Origin of the sequence: Achromobacter sp. Marseille-Q4962 (assembly GCF_943737005.1) — a bacterium.
Lineage (GTDB): Bacteria > Pseudomonadota > Gammaproteobacteria > Burkholderiales > Burkholderiaceae_B > Achromobacter.
The window spans coordinates 39,051-59,163 of the sequence record NZ_CALSFU010000005.1 but is presented as its reverse complement, the minus strand read 5'-3'; the positions used below and the strand labels follow the sequence as shown (position 1 = coordinate 59,163).

Here is a 20,113-nt window from a genome sequence, read left to right as displayed (position 1 = left end):
GCCGCATGTCCGCCAAGCCGCCAGCGGGCGCCGCAGCGCCCTCCTATGCGCCGCGCGGCGCGGCGCCCGCGCGCCTGGGCGCCGCGCCGCCGCCGCCGGCCGCCCTGGGGGCCTCGCCCATGGCGCTGGCCGGGGCCACCATGGGCACCACGTGGTCAGCGCGCCTGGCCGCGCCGGCCGGCCTGGGCCAGGACCGCGCGCGGCGCGCCATCCAGGCCGCGCTGGACCGAGTCGTCGCGCAGATGAGCACCTGGGAACCGGACTCCGACATTACCCGCTACAACCAGGCCGAAGCCGGCTGGCGCGTGCTGCCGGACGCGTTTTTCCATGTGCTGGCCCATGCGCAGGCCCTGGCCGAGGACACCGGCGGCGCGTATGACGCCACGGTCGGGCCGCTGGTCAACGCCTGGGGTTTCGGTCCGCACCAGCGCGCGCACGAACCGCCCTCGGCCGCCGCCATCGAAGCGGCCCGCGCGCGCTGCGGCTGGCGGCGCGTGGCGCTCGATCCGCAGCGCCGCGCCGCGCTGCAGCCCGGCGGCGTCTACCTGGATCTTTCCTCCATCGCCAAGGGCTACGGCGTGGATTGCGCCGCCTGGGCGCTGGACGCCCTGGGCGTGCGCCACTACCTGGTGGAAGTGGGCGGCGAGCTGCGCGCCCGCGGCCTGCGGCCCGACGGGCATCCCTGGCGCGTGGCGGTGGAACTGCCCGACGCCAGCGACAGCCACGCCCTGGCCCTGCCGCTGCGCGACCTGAGCATCGCCACCTCCGGCGACTACCGCCGCCATGCCGGCGCGGGCGCCGCGCGCTTCGGCCATACGCTCGACCCGCGCAGCGGGCGGCCCGTGCCGCGGGAAGTGGCGTCGGTCACCGTGGCGCACCGGGGCTGCATGGAAGCCGACGCGCTGGCCACGGCGCTGACGGTGCTGGGGCCGCGGGAAGGCCTGGACTACGCGCGCCGCCGCGGCCTCGCGGCCCTGTACATCCTGCGCGGCGCGCAAGACTGGCGCGTATTGGCCACGCCGGCGTTCGAAGCGCTGGCGAACACCGGCCGATGCCCATGATGCAACGCGGGATTGCCGCCGCGTGCGTGGTGCTGGCCTGGCTGCTGCTGTGCGCCTGGGCGTGGCGCCGTTCGCGCCGCGAGGCCGCCGCCCGGACCCGGGCGCTGCGCGCCCTGGACACGGCGCCGGGCGAAGGCGCCGTACTGGTCGCGCACGCCAGCCAGACCGGCTACGCCGAAACCCTGGCCGCGCAGACCGCCGACACGCTGCGCGCCGGGGGGCTGGCCGTGCGGACGGTGGCGCTGGGCCAGCTCGATCCGGCCCGCCTCGCGCACCACGGCCGGGTGCTGTTCGTGGCGAGCACCTATGGCGAAGGCGATCCGCCCGACGCCGCCGCGCCCTTCGCGGACCGCATGGACGCCGCCACAGGCGGCGCGCTGGAAGGCCTGCAATACGCCGTGCTGGCCCTGGGCGACAGCGGCTACGCGAACTTCTGCGGCTTCGGCCGCCAACTGGACGAATGGCTGCGGGCGCGCGGCGCGGCTCCGCTCTTTGACCGGGTGGAGGTGGACAACGGCGACGCCGCGGCGCTGCGGCACTGGCAGCACCATCTGGGCCTGCTGGCCGGCCGCAGCGACCTGCCCGACTGGGAGGCCCCGGCTTACGACGCCTGGCGGCTGAGCGGCCGCGTCCTGCTCAACCCCGGCAGCGAGGGAGGGCCGTGCTACCTCGTGTCCCTCGCGCCCGGCGACGGCGCGCGCGCCGCGTGGCAGGCGGGCGACATCGCCGAAATCGGCCCGCGCCGCGAGCGCGGCGGCCAACGGTTGCCCCACCGTGAATATTCCATCGCCTCGCTGCCGCAGGATGGCTGCCTGCAACTGCTGGTGCGCCAGATGCGCGCGCCCGACGGCAGCCTGGGGCTGGGCAGCGGCTGGCTCACCGAAATCGCCCGCATCGGCGACGAGATCGAGCTGCGCGTGCGGGTCAATCGCAATTTCCATGCGCCCGCGGACGGGCGGCCGCTCATTCTCGTGGGCAACGGCACCGGGCTGGCCGGCCTGCGCGCCCACATCAAGCAGCGCCGCGCCGCCGGGCATCGGAGCAACTGGCTGATCTTCGGCGAACGCAGCGCCGCCCGCGACGCCTTCTGCAACGCCGAAATCGAAGCCTGGCTGGCCGACGGCACCCTGGCGCGCGCCGACCGCGTCTACTCGCGCGACCAGCCCCGGCGCCGCTACGTCCAGCACGTGCTGGCCGAGCAGGCGGCGCAGCTGCGGCAATGGGTGGAAGCGGGCGCCGCGATCTACGTCTGCGGCAGCCTGCAAGGCATGGCCGCGGGCGTGGACGCGGCCTTGCGCGAGATCCTGGGCGCAGAGCGCCTGCTGGCCCTGCAGCACGAAGGCGGCTACCGCCGCGACGTGTACTAGGCCCCAGGGCGCACAGGCGGATAATCGGGCTTCAGGCCAGGCGCGGCCGCCGGCTCATTGCAGCGTGATCTGCGCTTTCTCGATCACGCCTTTCCAGCGGTCGCGCTCGGCGCGGATCTGCGCGGCGAATTCGGCGGGCGTGTTGCCCAGCGGAAAGGCGCCGCTTTCTTCCATTTTCGCGGCGGTGGCCGGATCGCGCACGGCCTGGGCAAAGGCGCCGGCCAGTTTGTCGCGCACGTCCTCGGCCAGGCCGGCGGGCGCCACCACGCCGTACCAGGCCGTCACGTCGTAGTCCTTGTAGCCCTGCTCGGCAAAGGTGGGCAGTTCCGGCAGCCGCGGATTGCGGACCGCGCCGGTAATAGCCAGCGCGCGCAAGCGGCCGCTCTTCACATAGGGCAGCGACGAGGGGAAGTTGTCGAAAATCACCGGCACCACCCCGCCCACCGTGTCGGTGAGCGCGGGCGCGGACCCGCGGTACGAAATGCTGTTCATCTTGCCGCCGATGATCTGCAGGAACCAGATCATGCCCAGGTCGTTGACTCCGCCTGCCCCCGCATTCGCGTATCCGTCCTTGCCCGGATTGGCCCGCACGCGCGAGACAAACTCGGCCAGCGTCCGGGCCGGAAACTGCGGGTTCACCGCCAGGATGTTGGGGCTGGTGACCAGGTTCGTGACCGGCGTGAAGTCTTTGACCGGGTCGTAGGACAGGTTGGAAAACAGGTGCGGCGCGGTGCCGTGCGTGCTGACCGTGGCCAGCCCCAGCGTGTAGCCGTCGGGCCTGGCGCGGGCGGTCGCGGCGATGCCGATGGTGCCCGAGGCGCCGGTGCGGTTTTCCACCACCACCTGCTGCCCCAGGATCTCGCCGGCCCTGGCCGCCGCCAACCGGCCCACGATATCGGTGGGCCCTCCCGCCGGAAACGGCACGATGAGCGTGATGGGGCGTTCGGGAAAGGCGGCCTGGGCGCCGGGCAGCAGCGCGGCCGCCAGCGCCAGGCCGGCGCAGGTTTTCTGCAACAGCATGGATGAGTCTCCTCGGGGGACAGGGTTTGGTTTTTCTGAATCCGGGCCGCGCTCAGGCGGCGGCGCGGCGCAGCACGCGGCCCGGCCTGACGCGGCCCGGCCTGACGCGGCCCGGCCCGGCGGAAAACACCGGGCTGCCGTTGACCAGCACGAGCTCCACGCCCACCGAAGGCAGCGTGGGAGATTCCCAGGTCGCGCGGTCTTGCACGGTGTCCGCGTCGAACACCGCCACGTCGGCCCAGGCGCCCTCTTCCAGCCGGCCCCGGCCTTGCAGGCCGAACACCGAGGCGGGCAGCGCGGTCATCCTGGCCACCGCCGCCTCCAGGCTCATCAACTGCGCCTCGCGCACGTAGCGGCCCAGCACGCGCGTGAAGCTGCCCCACAGCCGCGGATGCGGGTGTGCGTCGTTGGGCAGGCCGTCCGAGCCCACCATGCAGCATTCGTGCTGGAAAATGCGGCGCACTTCGTTCTCGTCCATGGCGAAGTAAATTGCCCCGGCCGGACAGAGGCGGCGCGCAGCCTCCGTCTTGCCGCAGCCCCACTCGCGTGCGATGTCCTCGAGGTTGCGTCCCGCGCATTCCGGATGGGGCGTGGACCAGGTGATGCGGATGTCGATCAGCTCGGCGCGCTCGGGAATCAGGATGGTGGAGCTGCCCGGATACGGATAGATGTCCAGCGCCACGCGCACGCCCCCGGCGCGCGCCCGGTCGATGCTGGCCAGCGTGACGGCGCTCTTGCCCCAATTGCGCGGCATCATGCACTTGTGATGCGACAGCACCGTGGCGCAACCGGTTTCGCGGCCCACGGCGAGCACTTCGTCCACCGCCGCTTCCACCGCGTCGCCCTCGTTGCGGATGTGGCTGGTGTGCAGCGCGCCGCGCGCGGCGGCCACCCGGGCCAGTCCGGCCAGTTCGGGTGGGCGGGCCGACCCGCCAGGCTCGTAGGCCAGGCCCGTGCTGAATCCCACCGCGCCCGCGTCCAGCGCCGCTTCCAGCATGCGCTCCATGGCGCGCTGCTCGGCCTGGGTAGGCTGGGCGGCCGGGTCGCGCATCGCCGCCAGCCGGAGGTTGGCGTGGCCCACCAGGGCCGCGACGTTGATCATGGGCCGCTGCGATTCCAGCGCCTCGAAGTAAGCCGCCATGTCGGCGAACAGCGGCGTCTCGCCCAGCAGCGCCAGCGCCGCCGCGGTATTGCCGGGCAGGGGCGCGGGCGCGCCGCTCACGCCGCAGTTGCCCACCACCACCGTCGTGATGCCCTGGCTGGTCTTCCATTCCAGCCCCGGCTTTTCCACGAACATCAGGTCGTCGTGGCCATGCACGTCGATGAAGCCCGGCGCCACGATCTTGCCCGAGGCGTCCACGCGGCGAGCCGCCGGACTCGAAGCCAGGTCGCCGATGGCGGCGATGCGCGCGCCGGCCACGCCCAGGTCCGCGCGCCTTCTGGGCGCGCCCGAGCCGTCGACGATCCAGCCGCCTTCGATGATGAGATCCAGGAGTTGCCGAGCCATGATTGATTCCCGTCAGGTGAATGCCGATCGCTCCCACGCGGGGCGGCCCCAGTATCGCCGGCCCGATCAATCTGGAAAAATTCTTTTTATTGATCCATCTATCGGATTTTGAAATGTATCGCCTGCCCAAGCACGTCACGCTCAAGCACCTCACCGCCTTTGTCGCGGTCGCGCAGGAATCCAGTTTCACGCACGCCGCCAAGCGCCTGTTCCAGACCCAGTCGTCCGTCACCAGCCTGGTGCGGCAGCTCGAAGACGCGCTCGCCACGCGGCTCTTCGACCGCACCAGCCGGCGCGTGCTGCTCACCGCCGCGGGCGAGGCGTTCCTGCCGCGGGTGATGCGGCTGCTGGCCGATTTCGACGGCGTGATCGAAGACGTGGTGCGTTTCGGCGCGCTGGAGCGCGGGCGGGTCGGGGTGGCGGCCGCGCCCTCGGCCATTACCCAGATCATCGCGCCCGCCGCGGCGGCCTACGCGGCCCGGTATCCGGGCGTGCGCCTGTACCTCAGCGACGACAACTCCGGGCGCATCCAGCGCAAGGTATCCGCGCGCGAGGTGGATTTCGGCTTCACCAGCCGCTGGACCGACGCGCCGGACCTGATCTTCGAGCCGGCGCTGCGGGACCGCTTCGGCGTGCTGTACCGGCACGACGACTCGGCCCTGCGGCCCGGCGCGGACGGCGCGGTGGCCTGGCAAAGCCTGGCCGGGCGCAAACTGGTCGGCGTGGTGGACGAAACCGGCATCATGGCGCTGCTGCGCGCCCGCGCCGACCTGCCCATCGAGGCGGCCGCGCCCTTCTACGAAGCCTCGAGCACCACGTCGCAGGCGGCGCTGGTCAAGGCGGGCCTGGGCGTGGCGCTGCTGCCGGCGCTGGCGGCGCAGCGCGTGCTGGAGCCGGACCTGCGCTACGCGCTGCTGAAGCGGCCCACGGTGGAGCGCAGCCTGTGCCTCATCCGCCACCGCGACTACCCGCTCAGCCCCGCCGCGACGGCGCTGGCGGACGCCATCCGCGACCATCTGCGGCGCGGCGGCCTGCCCACGGGCTGCCGCCCTGCCCCGGCCCGCCCGCGCGCGGCCTGAACGGCCGCGGCCGCTCAGCGCGCGCTCAGCTTCCGGTCTAGCGCGGCCAGGCCGGCCGCGAACACGCCGCGCGACACCAGGGCGGCCACGTCGGCGAGCTGCGCGCCCGGCTTCACGCCGAAATCGGCCCACCATTCGGCGAAAGTCTGCCCGGTGGCGGTAACGGAAACCATGCGCACGCCGGCCACGTAATCGCGCATGGGCAGGCTGGTTTCGATGATGCTGTAGCGCAACGCCGTGCCCGGGTCGTCGAGCATGAGCAATTGCTCGCGCACGAAATCGGGCCGCGCGGGGTCGGGCGAGGCCAGGGTCAGATGGCGCACGGAACCCACCGCGTCGCCACGGCCGCCGGCTTCAAGGCGGCTTTCGCGGATGCCGGGATGCCACTGCGAAAGCGCGTTGAAATCGCGGAACAAGGGCCAGACCTGCTCGATCGGCGCGCCGATGACGGCGCTGGCGTAGGCGGTATGCGGCATGCGGACTCCTGGTGGGCAAAGGCGCTGCGCGCCCGTGGGTGGATCTCAGAAGCTGAGTTGCTTGAACTCGCGCGTGGTGGCGGTGAGCGCGGTTTCCGTGGGCAGGCGTTCCATGGAGCTCGCGCCGTAGAAGCCGTGGCAGTGCTTGCAGGCGCGCAGCACGTGCGCGGCATCTTTCGGCGTGGCGATGGGCCCGCCATGGCACAGCACGATCACGTCGGGACGCAGCGCCAGCGCCGCCTCGGCGATCCGGTCGATGCGCCGCACGCAATCGTCCAGCGTGACCGCCGTTTCGGCGCCGATGGCGCCGCCGGTGGTCAGGCCCATGTGCGCCACGATAATGTCGGCGCCGGCCTGCGTCATGGCGCGCGCGTCGTCTTCGTTGAAGACGTAGGGCGTGGTCAGCATGTCTTTCTCGTGCGCCAGGCGGATCATGTCCACTTCCAGGCCGTAGCCCATGCCGGTTTCTTCGAGGTTGGCGCGGAAGGTGCCGTCGATGAGGCCCACCGTGGGGAAGTTCTGCACCCCGGCAAAGCCCTGGCGCTTCAGGTCGTCCAGGAACACGTCGAAGTCGCAGAACGGATCGGTGCCGTTCACGCCGGCCAGCACGGGCGTGTGCCTGACCACGGGCAGCACTTCGCGGCCCATGTCCACCACGATCTCGTTGGCGTTGCCGTAGGCCAGCAGCCCGGCCAGCGAGCCGCGCCCGGCCATGCGGTAGCGGCCCGAGTTGTAGATGACGATGAGATCGATGCCGCCCGCTTCTTCGCACTTGGCCGACAGGCCGGTGCCCGCCCCTCCGCCGACGATAGGCTTGCGTTCGCGCACCATGGCGCGGAACTTATCCATTAGCGCATTGCGTTCGAAACGGGGCATGGCGGTGTCCTTCAGTGTGCGGCGATTGCAAGAAAATGCTCGACCGCCGTTTTGGCGAACAGCGGGTCGTTGATGTGGCAGGGCACCCGCACCAGGCGGCGCGACGGCGTCTGCACGAAATGGGATTCAAGCGCCGCGAACAGCGCGGCGTCGGCCTCGGGATTCCAGAAAGCCTGGCCGGGCGCGTCCAGCGCAGACACGCCGCCCTCCGGGATGAGAAAGCGCACCGGCCCGTCGCAGCGGTTCAGCCGGGCGGCGATCCACTCGCCCTGGCGCGCGTTTTCCTCGGGCGTGGTGCGCATCAGCGTGACCTGGGGGTTGTGCGGATAGAACTGGCGGCCCCGATAGCGCTCGGGCACGGTATCCATGGCGCCGAAATTCACCATGTCCAGCGCGCCGCACGAGCCCACGTAGGGCGCGCGGCTGCGCGCCACCGCGCCGAAGCGGTCTTCGGTGCAGGCCAGCACGCCGCCGAACAGGAAGTCGCAGACCTCGGTGGTGGTGAGATCGAGCACGCCGCCAAGCAGGCCGCTGTCGAGCAGCTTTTCCATGGACTGCCCGCCGGTGCCCGTGGCGTGGAAAACCAGGCAGTCGTAGCGCGGCTCCAGCAGCGGCACCACCTGCTGCACGCAGGGTGTGGTGACGCCGAACATGGTGATGCCCACGGCGGGCCGGTCGTCTCCCGCCGCCGCGGGGCGCCGGGCCTGGCGGAACGCGCCGCCGATGGCGCCGGCCGCGTTGGCCAGCACCCGGCGCGAGATGCGGTTCAGCCCGGCCACGTCGGTCACGGAATACATCATGGCGATGTCGGAAGGGCCGACGTAGGGCGCCACGTTGCCCGAGGCCATGGTGGAAACCATCAGCTTGGGCACGCCGATCGGCAGCGCCCGCATGGCGGGCGTAATGAGCGCCGTGCCGCCCGAGCCGCCCAGGCCCAGCAGCGCGCCCAGGTCGGCGCGCCCGGCGGCGTAGCGCTCGAAGGCCTGCGCCATGGCGGCGATGGCGGTGCCGCGGTCGCCGGTGAACACGGCGGCCTCGCCTTGCGGATGGCTGGCCGCCACCTCGCGCGCCTGCACCGAGGCGGCGCTGGCCTGGCCGGTGGTGGACACGTCCACCGAAACCACGTCCAGCCCGTCCTGCCGCAGCAAGGCGGCCACATACTCGGCCTCATGGCCCTTGGTGTCGTAGGTGGCAGCCACGTAGACCCGCCGGTTCGCATTCGTCATGGCTCCTCCGCGGGCGGCTACACTGCGTGCGCACGCCTCGATGTCATGCAGGCCAGGGCCTGTCGACCCCCAAGCCCGTAAAATCCAGAAATGAGACGAAAGAATCATACTGAGACACCTGTCTCAGGTCAAACCTCCGAATCGCGTAAACCTTCCGCACGCGTCTCGCGCGCGCCTTCCCGCCCGCGCCAGCTCATCGCGCCCGCCAGCCCGCAGGCGGCCGCCAGCGGCGAGCCGCCCCACGGCCCGCGGGCCCGCATGCGCAAGACCCTGCTCGACGCCGCGCAGGCCCTCATGGCGCAGGGCACGATTCCGTCGGTGGCCGAGCTGGCCAGCCACGCGGGCGTGTCGCGCGCCACCGCCTACCGGTACTTTCCGAGCCAGAGCGCGCTGATCGCCGCGGTGGTGGACGAAAGCCTGGGTCCGCTGGTGGCCTGGACCAGCGCCGCCGCCGACGCCGCCGAACGGGTGGACGAGCTGCTGCGCTACGCCTACCCCCGCCTGGCCGAACACGAGGCCCCGCTGCGCGCCGCCGTCATGGTGTCGCTGCAGCAGCACGCCGAGGCCAGCGCCGGCCGCGCCGGCAGCGAGCCACGCCTGGTGCGCGGGCACCGGGTGGACGTGCTGCGCCGCGCCATCGAACCGCTGGCCCCGCGCCTGTCGCCCGCCGAACGCGACCGCGTGGCGCAGGCGCTGTCGCTGGTCTACGGCACCGAAGTCTTTCTTGTACTCAAGGACATCTGGCACCTGCAACTGCCGGCCATCACCGACGTGGCGCGCTGGACCGCCCGGGCCATCCTCAACCAGGCCCTGGCCGACAGCCAGTCCGGCGAGGCCGGCGCGCAGTAAGAAACGCCCCCGCGCTGCGCGGGCTTGCTGCCCCCCAAGGGGGCGCTTTCTGTCTTGGAGCGGCCCAGCGATGAAAAGGGCCCCCACGCCGCGCCCGCTGCGCGGGCTTGCTGCCCCCAAAGGGGGCGCTTTTTGTCTTGGGGCGGCCCAGCGATGAAAAGGGCCCCCACGCCGCGCCCGCTGCGCGGGCTTGCTGCCCCCCAAGGGGGCGCTTTTTGTCTTGGGGCGGCCCAGCGATGAAAAGGGCCCCCACGCCGCGCCCGCTGCGCGGGCTTGCTGCCCCCCCAAGGGGGCGCTTTTTGTCTTGGGGCGGCCCAGCGACAAAAAAGCCCCCCGACGAAAACGCGGGGGGCGTGAAAACCGGAGGGCCGCCGGCGGAGAATCCGCCGGCGCGGCCGTCTTACTGCAGGGTGCGCGTGAACACGAATTTGCCGTCCTGCCAATCGACCGGCACCACGTCGCGCGGGCCGAACTGGCCTTCGAGGATGAGCTTGGCGACCGGGTTCTCGATCTGCTGCTGGATGGCGCGCTTGAGCGGACGCGCCCCGAACACCGGATCGAAGCCCGAACGGGCCAATTCCGCCAGCGCTGCCTCGCTGACCTCCAGCCGCATTTCCTGCTTTTCCAGGCGCTCGCCCAGGCGGCGCAGCTGGATGCGGGCAATGGACTCGATGTGCTGCGCTTCCAGCCCGTGGAATACCACCACCTCGTCGATGCGGTTGAGAAACTCGGGCCGCAGGGCCTGCTTGAGCTCGTCCCACACCACTTCCTTCACGACTTCGTAGGGCTTGCCCGCCAGGCTCTGGATGTGGTGCGAGCCCAGGTTGGAAGTCATGACGATGACGGTGTTGCGGAAGTCCACGGTGCGGCCCTGGCCGTCGGTGAGCCGGCCGTCGTCCAGCACCTGCAGCAGCACGTTGAACACGTCCGGATGCGCCTTCTCGATCTCGTCGAGCAGCACCACGCTGTACGGCTTGCGCCGCACGGCCTCGGTGAGGTAGCCGCCTTCCTCGTAGCCCACGTATCCCGGCGGCGCGCCGATCAGGCGGGCCACGGAATGCTTCTCCATGAATTCGCTCATGTCGATGCGGATCATGTGCTCTTCGGAGTCGAACAGGAACTCCGCCAGCGCGCGAGTGAGCTCGGTCTTGCCCACGCCCGTGGGCCCCAGGAAGAGGAACGAGCCATACGGCCGCGACGGATCGGACAGGCCCGCGCGCGAGCGGCGGATGGCGTCGGACACCAGGCGCACGGCTTCGTCCTGGCCGACCACGCGCTTGTGCAGGTATTCTTCCATGTGCAGCAGCTTTTCGCGCTCGCCCTGCATCATCTTGGACACGGGAATGCCCGTGGCGCGCGAAACGACCTCGGCGATTTCCTCGGCGCCCACGCGGGTGCGCAGCAGGCGCGGACGCCCGCCGTCGCCCTCGGCCTCCGAAGCCACCGCGGCCGCGCCCACCTCGGCGGCCTTCAGGCGCGATTCCAGGTCGGGCAGCTTGCCGTACTGCAGCTCGGCGAGCTTGTCGAACTGGCCCTTGCGCTGCAGCTCGGCCATTTCGGCGCGCACGCTGTCGATCTCTTCCTTGATGGCCTGCGTGCCCTGCACGGCGGCCTTCTCGGCCTTCCAGATTTCTTCGTAGTCGTTGTACTCGCGCTGCAGCTTCTCCAGCTCGTCTTCGATGGCGGCCAGGCGGCGCTTGGACGCATCGTCGGTTTCCTTCTTGACGGCCTCGCGCTCGATCTTGAGCTGGATGATGCGGCGGTCCAGCTTGTCCATGACTTCCGGCTTGGAATCGATTTCCATGCGGATGCGGGCGGCCGCCTCGTCGATGAGGTCGATCGCCTTGTCCGGCAGGAAGCGGTCGGTGATGTAGCGATGCGAAAGCTCGGCCGCGGCCACGATGGCCGGGTCGGTGATCTCGACGCCGTGATGGATCTCGTAGCGCTCCTGCAGGCCGCGCAGGATGGCGATGGTGGACTCCACGTCGGGCTCGTCGACCAGCACCTTCTGGAAGCGGCGCTCGAGCGCGGCGTCTTTCTCGATGTACTTGCGGTATTCGTCGAGCGTGGTCGCGCCGATGCAGTGCAGCTCGCCGCGCGCCAGCGCGGGCTTGAGCATGTTGCCCGCGTCCATGGCGCCCTCGGCCTTGCCGGCGCCCACCATGGTGTGCAGCTCGTCGATGAACACGATGTTGCTGCCGTCGTCCTGCGCCAGTTCCTTGAGCACGGCCTTCAGGCGCTCCTCGAACTCGCCGCGGAACTTGGCGCCGGCCAGCAGCGCGGCCAGGTCGAGCGCCAGCACGCGCTTGCCGCGCAGGGTTTCGGGCACCTCGTCGTTGACGATGCGCTGGGCCAGGCCCTCGACGATGGCCGTCTTGCCCACGCCGGGCTCGCCGATCAGAACGGGATTGTTCTTGGTGCGGCGCTGCAGGATCTGGATGGTGCGCCGGATTTCGTCGTCGCGGCCGATGACCGGGTCGAGCTTGCCCTGGCGGGCGCGCTCGGTGAGGTCCATGGTGTACTTGGCCAGCGCCTCGCGGTTGGATTCGCCCTCGGCGGCCGAGACGCTCTCGCCGCCGCGCACGGCGTCGATGGCGGCCTCCAGCGCCTTCTTCTGCAGCCCGGCGTCGCGCAGGATGCGGCCGGCCTCGCTCTTGTCGTCGGCCAGCGCCAGCAGGAAAAGCTCGCTGGCGATGTAGGTGTCGCCCCGGCGCGCGGCTTCCTTGTCGGTGCGGGTGAGCACCGCCTGCAGGTCGCGGCCGACCTGCACGTTGTCTTCGCCCTGCACCTGGGGCAGGGTCTTGAGCGCGGCGTCGATGGCCGGCTGCAGGCGGTTGACGGCCACGCCGGCGCGCGCGAGCAGGCTGCCGGCGCCGCTGTCGGGGTCGGTCAGCAGCGCGGAAAGCACGTGCAGGGGTTCGATGTAGGGATGGTCGTTGCGGGCCGCCAGGCTTTGCGCGTCTGCCAGGGCCTGCTGGAACTTGGTGGTGAGTTTGTCGAATCGCATAATGGTCTTTAGGCTGTTGGGGAGCCTGCCCGACCTGTGTTCAGCGGCGGCTGGCTCGATGACCTGAATATGCGGCCGGATGGGCGGTTTTCAATAGCCCGCCGGCCCTGGATCCGCCCGGGGCGGGTCCGGCCCATCTTCTCGACTTCCGGATGCGATGAGCATATACGCTTTTGTCCGCGGCACGCTACGCGCGGCGGGAATCCGCGACGGCTGCCGTCCGCTTGCCGGCCGATGGCGCGCAGGCCCGGTCCGTGGTGAAATCGACCGGAAGAAATCCGCGAAGCGCCGCCTGGAGCCCGGGCTCCGGCCCCGTAAGACGCCGTAGTAACAACAGACTACAATGGACGTTCTCTACACACGCTTTTCCCGCCGAGGCGCCGCGCGCCCGCCGGATCCTACAGAGGTCATTATGCAAAAACGGGTTCCCGTTGCCCCTGATGCCGCCCATTGCTCCACGTGTATGCTCGGCCACGTGTGCGTTCCCGTCGGCATGGCGGCGGCCGAAGTCGAAAAGCTGGACGAACTGGTGAAAGAGCGTGTGCGCGTCGAAAAGGGCAAGGCGCTGTACACGCTCGACCAGCCGCTGGATGCGGTCTACGGCGTGCGCTTCGGCAGCCTCAAGACCCAGCTCGAAGACGCCACCGGCCAGATCCAGATCACCGGCTTTCACCTGCCCGGCGAGATCGTCGGCATGGACGGCATGCTGGACGGCCGCCACGTGTCGGCGGCCCTGGCCCTCGAAGACTCCGAGGTGTGCGTCATCCGCCTCGCGGAAATCGACCGGGTGGCCACCCACCTGCCCTCGCTGCAGCAGCAGTTCCGCCGCCTGATGAGCCGCGAGATCACCCGCTCGCACCAGATGCTGGCCTCGCTGGGCTCGATGCGCTCCGAGCAGCGCCTGGCCGCCTTCCTGCTCAACCTGTCGCAGCGCTATGCCTCGCTGGGGTATTCGTCCACCGAGTTCGTGCTGCGCATGAGCCGCGAGGAAATCGGCAACTTCCTCGGGCTCACCCTGGAAACCGTGAGCCGGCTGTTCTCGCGCTTCGCGCGCGACGGCCTGATCCGCATCAACCAGCGCGAGGTCCGCATCCTGGACATGCCCGCGCTCAAGCAACTCCTCGGCCACGAAGGCTGCTGAGGGGCGCGCCATGCGCCGTGCGCCGCTTCGCGACCGCGTCCGGCCGGCGGCCAGATGCCGCGCCGCCGCGCTGGCAGGCGCTGTCCCTGGGCAAGCCCGGGCATGCATACAAGATCGCGGTCTACGCCAACCGCGACCTGGCCCGGGGCGAGCTGCGCGGCATCCGGCATCTCCTGGTGGTGTTCCATGGTGTCAAGCGCGACGCCGACCACTACTACGAAGAAGCCGCCCGGCTGCTCGCGGCCAACCCCGCCTACGCGTCGAACACCCTCATCGTGGCGCCCCGCTACGTGGGCTCCATCGACTCGGGCTTTCCGGGCGTGGCGGCCTGGCGCAAATCGAGCTGGGAAGAAGGCGGCGAAAGCGTGCAGGCGCCCGGCCGCCCGGCGCCCGTCTCGTCGTTCCACGTCATCGACGACCTGCTGCGCGGGCTGGCCGACCGCAAGCGCCTGCCGCTGCTGGAAAGCATCGTGCTGGCCGGCCATTCGGGCGGCGCACAGCTGGTGCAGCGCTACGCGGTGCTGAACAACCTCGACGGCGCGCTGCGCCGCGACGGCGTGGCGGTGCGCTACGTGATCGCCAACCCCTCTTCCTATCTCTACCTGGGCAGCGAGCGCCCGCGCCCCGGCGGCCAGGGCTACGCCCGCTACGAGCGCGGCATCTGCCCCACCTACAACCAGTACAAATACGGCCCCGACAAACTGCCCGCCTATGCCCGCGAAACCGACGAATCGCGGCTCTTCGTGCGCTATGCGGACCGCGACGTCACCTATCTGCTGGGATCGGCCGACAACAACCCCGAACACCGGCTGCTGGACAAGAGCTGCGGCGCCGAGGCGCAGGGCGCCACGCGCCTGGCGCGCGGCCTGGGCTACCTGCGCTACGAATACCTGCTGGCCTCGCGCGGCCCGCGCCCCGTGCCGCTGCGCCGCCAGGGCTACGAAGTGGCCGGCGTGGGGCACGACAGCGGGCGCATGTTCGGCTCCGAGTGCGGCGTGCGCGCCCTGCTGGGCGAGCAGGCCCGGCCGGACGACAAAGCGGCCTCCTGCCAGGCTATCGCCCCGCGCTGAGCCGGAGCCGCCGGGCGCGGCGCGTGCATTTTTTCGCCGCCGGGCGCAAGATGGCGGACATGGCCCCCGTTTCACGACGGCCGGCAGCTCCCGAGAGGCTCACCGGAAGGACAGCGATGACGCACACCTACCTAGACATGCCCGACGCCAGGCGCCGCATCAAAGCCATTTTCGTGGGTTCCATGGGCAACCTGGTCGAGTGGTACGACTTCTACGCTTATACCGCCTTCGCCCTGTATTTCGCCCCCGCCTTCTTCCCCTCTCACGATCCCGTCGTGCAGCAGCTCAATGCGGCCACGCTGTTCGCCGCCGGCTTCATCGTGCGGCCGTTGGGCGGATGGCTCTTCGGCCACATCGCCGACCGCCACGGACGCCGGCTTTCGCTCATGGTGTCGGTGGGCATGATGTGCGTGGGCTCGCTGGTCATCGCGGTCACGCCAACCTACGCCAGCATCGGGCTCGCGGCGCCGGCCGTGCTGGCCCTGGCGCGCGTGATCGAGGGGCTGAGCCTGGGCGGGGAATACGGCGCCAGCGCCACCTACCTCACCGAGATCGCCGACCCGGAGCACCGGGGCTTCTATTCCAGCTTCCAGTACGTGACCCTCATCGGGGGCCAATTGAGCGCCATCCTGGTCCTGCTGCTGCTGCAGAACGTATTCCTGACGCCGGAACAGCTCAAGGAATGGGGCTGGCGCATTCCTTTCGTGATCGGCGCCATGCTCGCCATCATCACGGCGGTGATGCGCCGCGACATGCCGGAAACCGAATCGTACAAGGAGGCCAGCCGCCACAAGCCGCGCACCAGTTCGCTGCGCGGCCTGCTGGCGTACCCGCGCGAAGTGGCCATCGTGGTGGGCCTGACGGCGGGCGGCACGGCGGCCTTTTATACGTTCACCACCTACATGCAGACCTTCGTGCGGCAGACGGCAGGGTTCTCCGACCACGTCACGACCTACGTGATCGCCGCCACGCTCATCTTCGCGCTGATCCTGCAGCCGGTCTACGGCGCGCTGTCCGACAAGATAGGCCGCAAGCCCCTCCTGGTGTTCTTCGGCGTGGCGGGAGCCGTGCTCACGGCTCCCATCCTCAAGACGCTGTCGCACACCACCTCTCCCTTCATGGCCTTCCTGCTGATCTCGGGCGCGTGGATTTTCACGGCCTGCTATACGTCGATCAACGCGGTGGTGAAGGCGGAACTGTTTCCCACCAACATCCGCGCCACCGGCGTGGCCGTGCCCTACGCGGTCACCGTGTCCATTTTCGGCGGCACCGCGCCGGCCATCGCGCTCTGGTTCAAGCAGCAGGGGCACGAGACCTGGTTCTACTACTATCTGTCGGGCATCATCTTCGTGTCGCTGCTGGTCTACATGACCATGCGCGACACCCGGCGCCATTCGGCCATCGACCGCCACGAGTGAGGCCGCGATGCCGCGCCCGGCCCGAAGCGGGGCCGGCGCTCAGCGGCGCGCGCCGGTGAGGGGCCGGGGCGGCGGCGCCTCGGGCACGTGCGGCGCGGCCAGCGGCGACTCGATCACCAGGGCGGAGCGGGCCAGCGCCACGCAGGGCAGGATCCAGCCTTCGTCCTTTTCGTCGCGCGACAGGCCCGGCCATTCGACGGCGTAGGCTATTTCGCCCTCGACCAGCCGGCACATGCAGGCGCGGCACGCGCCGTTGCGGCAGGAGCTGGGCAGCCTGATGCCGGCGGCCTGCGCGGCCATCAGCAGCGACGCGCCGGCCCCGGCCTCGAACCTGAACCCGGCCGGCTCCACCCGCACAGCAAACGCGCCATCGGCGGCAGGCTTCAATTTTCCTGCGCCTGCCACGGCAGCTTCCACGCGCCGGACAGGACGTTCTGCAGCCAGAGCACGCAGGTCAGCGTCTTGGCGTCGGTGACTTCGCCCTTGCGGCAAGCCTCGTACAGTTCTTCGGGGCGGGCGCTGCATACGTCCAGGAACTCGTCCTGGTCGAGCTGGCGCGCGCCGGCCGACAGGCCGCGCGCGAAGAAGATGTGGATGATCTCGGTGGAATAGGCGATGGCCAGGTGCAGCGCCCCCGCGCAGGCCCACTCGCGCGCGGTGTAGCCGGTTTCCTCGAGCAGCTCGCGCTTGCCGCAGACCAGCGGATCTTCGCCCGGGTCCAGCTTGCCGGCGGGAAACTCCGTCATGACGCGGCCGACGGGATAGCGGAACTGGCGCTCCAGCAGCACGCGGCCATCGTCCAGCAGCGGAATGACGACCACCGCGCCCGGGTGCACCACGTATTCGCGCACACCCTGGTTGCCGTTGGGCAGGGCCACGGTGTCGCGCCGGATCTTCAGGAACTTGCCCTCGTAGGGCGTTTCGCGCGAGACGAGCGTTTCGACGAGATGGGTTTCGGCGGGAGGCGTCATGGCAAATGGAGAAACATGGAAGGCGGGAAGACGACGATGCAGCTTACCACCGGCGCGCCTCAGCCGAACCGCCGGCTGGCGTCCAGCGCCAGCCCCGCGCCGATGCTGCCGAAGAGATCGCCCTCCACGCTGCGTGCTCCCGGAACCAGCGCCGACACGCATTCGCGCAGGCGCGGCACGCGGCTCGATCCGCCAGTGAAGAACACCGTATCCACGCCGCCCGGGCCGATGCCCGCGTCGGCCAGCAGCGCCCGCACCGTGGCGCCCACCCTGTCCACCAGCCCCTGCACGCAGGCGTCGAAGGCCGCGCGCGCCACATCCACGCCCAGCCCCTGGGCGAGGCGGTCCAGGCCGATGCGCGCCGAGGGCTCGGTGGACAGCGCGATCTTGGCCTCTTCCACCTGCACCGCCACCCAGTGGCCGGCGCGCTCGCGCACCAGCTTGAGCAGCAGGTCGATCTTGTCGCGCTCGCCCGCCTCGGCGCGGATATAGGCGAAATGCTCCGCCGCCTTGCGCGTGTAAGCCTGGTTGATGGTGTGCCAGCACGCCAGATTGCCGTACTGGGTGGAAGGCACGTCCTTGCCGCTGCGCAGGCGGCTGCCCAGTCCCAGCAGCGGCATGACCCGGGCCAGGCTGAGCTGCTTGTCGAAATCCGCGCCGCCGATGTGCACGCCGCCATAGGCCAGGATGTCGGCGCGGCGGTCGGCGCGCGCGGCGTGCTCCGGGCCGAGCCGGATCAGGGAAAAGTCGGACGTGCCGCCGCCGATGTCGATCACCAGCACGAGCTCCTCGCGCGCGATGCCGGATTCGTAGTGGAAGGCGGCGGCCAGCGGCTCGAACTGGAATTCGACCTCTGCAAAGCCCACGCCGGCGGCAATGCCGGCCAGCGTGTCCTGCGCCAGCCGGTCGGCCGCCGGGTCGCCGTCCACGAAATAGACCGGCCGGCCCAGCACCGCCCGCGTGAAGGCGCGGCCCGCGGCCGCCTCGGCGCGGCGCTTGAGCTCGCCGATGAAGCGCGCCAGCAGTACGCGAAACGGCACCGACCTGCCCTGCACTTCGGTCGCCCCGTCCATCAGCGAGCTGCCCAGCAGGCTTTTCATGGCGCGCATCAGGCGGCCGTCGTAGCCCGCCAGGTAGTCGGCGATGGCGGCGCGGCCGTAGCTCACCTCGGCGTCTTCGTCGTGGAAGAAAATGGCCGAAGGCAGGGTCGGCTTGCCGTCCTCCAGGGCCAGCAGCGCGGGCTGCCCGGGCCGGCTCCAGCCGACGGTGGAATTCGACGTGCCGAAGTCGACGCCGCAAGCAGGAGTAGGCATGGGAGATTCCTGGCAAAAAGCCGGCAAGTTTACCCCGAGGGCCCGCGCGCGCCGGAACCGGCCCCTCGCCCGCCCTATGCCCGGCTGCTTTCCAGCGGCTTGCGGCCGGTCTTCAACCCTCCCACCACGAAGGCCAGCGTCGCCAGCGCCACCGCCAGCCCGCAGGCGGAGCCGCCGCCATAGCCCAGCGCCGCGGCCAGTCCGGTCATGAGCGAGGAAGCCAGGATCTCGCCCAGGTCGCGCGCGCTCTGCACCGCGGTCATGTCGGTGCCGGCCTGCCTGCCGGCGCGGGCGAACCGCATGGCCAGGGTCATCAGGCCGACCGAGGCCGCGCCCGCGCCGAACGCGCCCAGCGCCTGGGCGGCATAGGCCGTCCAGGGCGCGACCGGCGCGCCGGCCCGGGCCAGCGCCAGCCATGCCAGCGCCGCGGCGCCCGAGGCCGCCAGTCCCAGGGACAGCGCGCCGCGCGCGCCCAGCCGCCCCGTGAGCCAGGCGCCGCCGCCGCAGCCCAGCAGCACCGTCACCACGCCGCCCGCCATGCCGGCGCGGCCCACGGCCTCCACCGTCCAGCCCATGTCCACCAGGAACAGCCTGGACAAGCCGTAGCCCGACACCGCCGTCACCGCCGACAGCAGGGCGGCCAGGGCCAGCGCCCAGGCCCCGGGCCGGCGCGCGAATCCGGCCAGGGTGGCGCGCGGCGATGCGCCCGCCGCAGCCGGCGGCGTCTCGCGCCAGGCGGCGGCCAGCGCCAGGCTGCACGCAACCACGCCGGCCAGCAGCGCCAGCGCCGCGCGCTGCCCCACGTAGGCGCTCGCGATCAGGCTGCCGGGCCCGCCCGCGAAGAACCCCACCATCGTGCCGCCGACCTGGATGGCATTGGCGCGCGCCAGGTCCTGCCCGGCGAAGCGCTCGGCCGCCAGGCCATCGGTGGCGATGTCCTGCGTGGCGCTGGCCAGCGAAGCCAGCGCCATCAGGCCCGCTACCCAGGCCGCGGTGGCCGCGGAAATCCCCAGCGCGGCCACCGCCAGCAGGCAGGCCAGCACCACCGACTGCATGGGCAGGATCCAACTGCGCCGCCGGCCCAGCGCCGCGCGCCAGCGGTTGTCCACCGCCGGCGCCCACAGGAACTTGAGCACCCAGGGCAAGCCCGCCAGCGGCAGCCAGGCCAGCGTCTGCAGCGCGGCGCCATCGCGCCGCAACAGCGCCGGCAGCGCCTCCATGGCCACGCCCAGCGGAATGCCCTGCGAGAAATACAGCGCGCCCACCATCAGGAACAGGTGCGCCCGCGCGCCGCGCCTGCCCGTCACGGCGCCGCTCATTGCGCGGCTCCCGCGCGGCGGTGTTCGCTGCCCTGGCCGGGCGTGACGAACAGGATCCTGGCCGGACAGGCGATGTGCAGCCGGTGCCACACGCCGCGCGGCACGATGGCGCCGCGCCGGGTGTCCAGCAGCAGGTCGTGCTCGCGCTCCTCGCCGTCCAGCAGCGTGAGCACGACGCGCCCCTCCAGCACGAAGAGCACCTCGTCGCCGGCGGGGTGCCGCTCCCAGACATGGCCGTGCACGTCGGCATCGCTGGCCGCGGCCTTCACGCCCACCAGCCAGCCTTCGTGCGGCGCCAGGCGCTTGAGTTTGCCGATGCCGCGCACCCCGCCGCCCGCGTCCAGGGCCAGGAAATGTTCCAGCCAGTCGAAGGCCTCGGGCGCGGGCGTCGTCTCGGAACGGTCTGTCATGAA

The 20,113-nt window shown here is 71.0% G+C and carries 18 protein-coding genes; 7 read left to right on the top strand and 11 right to left on the bottom strand.

Going from position 1 to position 20,113, the window contains the following annotated elements; all coding sequences use genetic code 11:
• The first annotated feature begins 5 nt into the window (after positions 1-5).
• Complete coding sequence (locus tag NGJ44_RS05505) at positions 6-1,061, top strand: FAD:protein FMN transferase (RefSeq protein WP_251863335.1); 1,056 nt, start codon at positions 6-8, stop codon at positions 1,059-1,061.
• Positions 1,058-2,428: a sulfite reductase subunit alpha gene (locus tag NGJ44_RS05500; RefSeq protein ID WP_251863334.1), complete on the top strand. Its 1,371-nt coding sequence runs from the start codon at positions 1,058-1,060 to the stop codon at positions 2,426-2,428. Before NGJ44_RS05505 ends, NGJ44_RS05500 begins: the two co-directional genes overlap by 4 nt.
• A 54-nt stretch (positions 2,429-2,482) precedes the next feature.
• Here the strand turns inward: NGJ44_RS05500 and NGJ44_RS05495 are convergent, their stop codons facing one another.
• Complete coding sequence (locus tag NGJ44_RS05495) at positions 2,483-3,448, bottom strand: tripartite tricarboxylate transporter substrate binding protein BugE (RefSeq protein ID WP_251863333.1); 966 nt, start codon at positions 3,446-3,448, stop codon at positions 2,483-2,485.
• Positions 3,449-3,500: 52 nt separating this feature from the next.
• Positions 3,501-4,955, bottom strand: a complete 1,455-nt coding sequence (locus NGJ44_RS05490; protein WP_502802110.1) for an N-acyl-D-amino-acid deacylase family protein — start codon at positions 4,953-4,955, stop codon at positions 3,501-3,503.
• Between the two features lie 113 nt (positions 4,956-5,068).
• On the opposite strand from NGJ44_RS05490, the gene NGJ44_RS05485 reads away from it, so the two are divergent.
• Positions 5,069-6,034, top strand: a complete 966-nt coding sequence (locus NGJ44_RS05485) for a LysR family transcriptional regulator (RefSeq protein WP_251863332.1) — start codon at positions 5,069-5,071, stop codon at positions 6,032-6,034.
• 14 nt (positions 6,035-6,048) lie between these two features.
• Here the strand turns inward: NGJ44_RS05485 and NGJ44_RS05480 are convergent, their stop codons facing one another.
• Genes NGJ44_RS05480 through NGJ44_RS05470 form a run of 3 tightly spaced genes read right to left on the bottom strand, consistent with a single transcriptional unit; the run spans position 6,049 to position 8,612 of the window.
• Positions 6,049-6,510, bottom strand: coding sequence for an SRPBCC family protein (locus NGJ44_RS05480; RefSeq protein WP_251863331.1), 462 nt, complete (start codon positions 6,508-6,510; stop codon positions 6,049-6,051).
• Positions 6,511-6,555: 45 nt separating this feature from the next.
• Entirely contained in the window at positions 6,556-7,386 is an 831-nt protein-coding gene (locus NGJ44_RS05475; protein WP_251863330.1) for a phosphoenolpyruvate hydrolase family protein, read from the bottom strand.
• An 11-nt stretch (positions 7,387-7,397) separates the two neighbouring features.
• On the bottom strand, positions 7,398-8,612 hold the full coding sequence (locus NGJ44_RS05470; RefSeq protein WP_251863329.1) for a Tm-1-like ATP-binding domain-containing protein: 1,215 nt from the start codon (positions 8,610-8,612) through the stop codon (positions 7,398-7,400).
• 258 nt (positions 8,613-8,870) lie between these two features.
• Here NGJ44_RS05470 and NGJ44_RS05465 point away from each other — a divergent pair, with 258 nt between their 5' ends.
• Complete coding sequence (locus NGJ44_RS05465; protein ID WP_235491050.1) at positions 8,871-9,461, top strand: TetR/AcrR family transcriptional regulator; 591 nt, start codon at positions 8,871-8,873, stop codon at positions 9,459-9,461.
• Positions 9,462-9,861: 400 nt separating this feature from the next.
• On the opposite strand, the gene clpB is transcribed toward NGJ44_RS05465, so the two are convergent.
• The gene (clpB, locus tag NGJ44_RS05460; RefSeq protein WP_053246478.1) at positions 9,862-12,468 is read right to left on the bottom strand and encodes an ATP-dependent chaperone ClpB; all 2,607 of its coding nucleotides are present in this window, start codon (positions 12,466-12,468) and stop codon (positions 9,862-9,864) included.
• A gap of 412 nt (positions 12,469-12,880) precedes the next feature.
• Between clpB and NGJ44_RS05455 the strand changes: the two genes are divergently transcribed.
• The 3 genes from NGJ44_RS05455 (at position 12,881) to NGJ44_RS05445 (ending at position 16,097) form a co-directional block, all read left to right on the top strand.
• The gene (locus NGJ44_RS05455) at positions 12,881-13,609 is read left to right on the top strand and encodes a helix-turn-helix domain-containing protein (RefSeq protein ID WP_053246479.1); all 729 of its coding nucleotides are present in this window, start codon (positions 12,881-12,883) and stop codon (positions 13,607-13,609) included.
• Positions 13,610-13,626: 17 nt separating this feature from the next.
• Positions 13,627-14,679, top strand: a complete 1,053-nt coding sequence (locus tag NGJ44_RS05450) for a hypothetical protein (RefSeq protein ID WP_251863328.1) — start codon at positions 13,627-13,629, stop codon at positions 14,677-14,679.
• Between the two features lie 116 nt (positions 14,680-14,795).
• Positions 14,796-16,097 carry an MFS transporter gene (locus NGJ44_RS05445; RefSeq protein WP_053246481.1) on the top strand — a complete coding sequence of 434 codons (1,302 nt, stop codon included), beginning with the start codon at positions 14,796-14,798 and terminating at the stop codon, positions 16,095-16,097.
• Between the two features lie 39 nt (positions 16,098-16,136).
• Here the strand turns inward: NGJ44_RS05445 and NGJ44_RS05440 are convergent, their stop codons facing one another.
• The 5 genes from NGJ44_RS05440 to NGJ44_RS05420 form a co-directional block, all read right to left on the bottom strand.
• Complete coding sequence (locus tag NGJ44_RS05440) at positions 16,137-16,484, bottom strand: 2Fe-2S iron-sulfur cluster-binding protein (protein WP_053246480.1); 348 nt, start codon at positions 16,482-16,484, stop codon at positions 16,137-16,139.
• Positions 16,481-17,068, bottom strand: coding sequence for an NUDIX domain-containing protein (locus tag NGJ44_RS05435; protein WP_251863327.1), 588 nt, complete (start codon positions 17,066-17,068; stop codon positions 16,481-16,483). The genes NGJ44_RS05440 and NGJ44_RS05435 overlap by 4 nt, the downstream gene beginning before the upstream one ends.
• A gap of 59 nt (positions 17,069-17,127) precedes the next feature.
• Positions 17,128-18,381, bottom strand: coding sequence for an Hsp70 family protein (locus NGJ44_RS05430; protein WP_251863326.1), 1,254 nt, complete (start codon positions 18,379-18,381; stop codon positions 17,128-17,130).
• Between the two features lie 74 nt (positions 18,382-18,455).
• The gene (locus tag NGJ44_RS05425) at positions 18,456-19,700 is read right to left on the bottom strand and encodes a RhtX/FptX family siderophore transporter (RefSeq protein WP_251863325.1); all 1,245 of its coding nucleotides are present in this window, start codon (positions 19,698-19,700) and stop codon (positions 18,456-18,458) included.
• Positions 19,697-20,110, bottom strand: a complete 414-nt coding sequence (locus NGJ44_RS05420) for a cupin domain-containing protein (protein WP_251863324.1) — start codon at positions 20,108-20,110, stop codon at positions 19,697-19,699. The genes NGJ44_RS05425 and NGJ44_RS05420 overlap by 4 nt, the downstream gene beginning before the upstream one ends.
• Between the last annotated feature and the right edge of the window lie 3 nt (positions 20,111-20,113).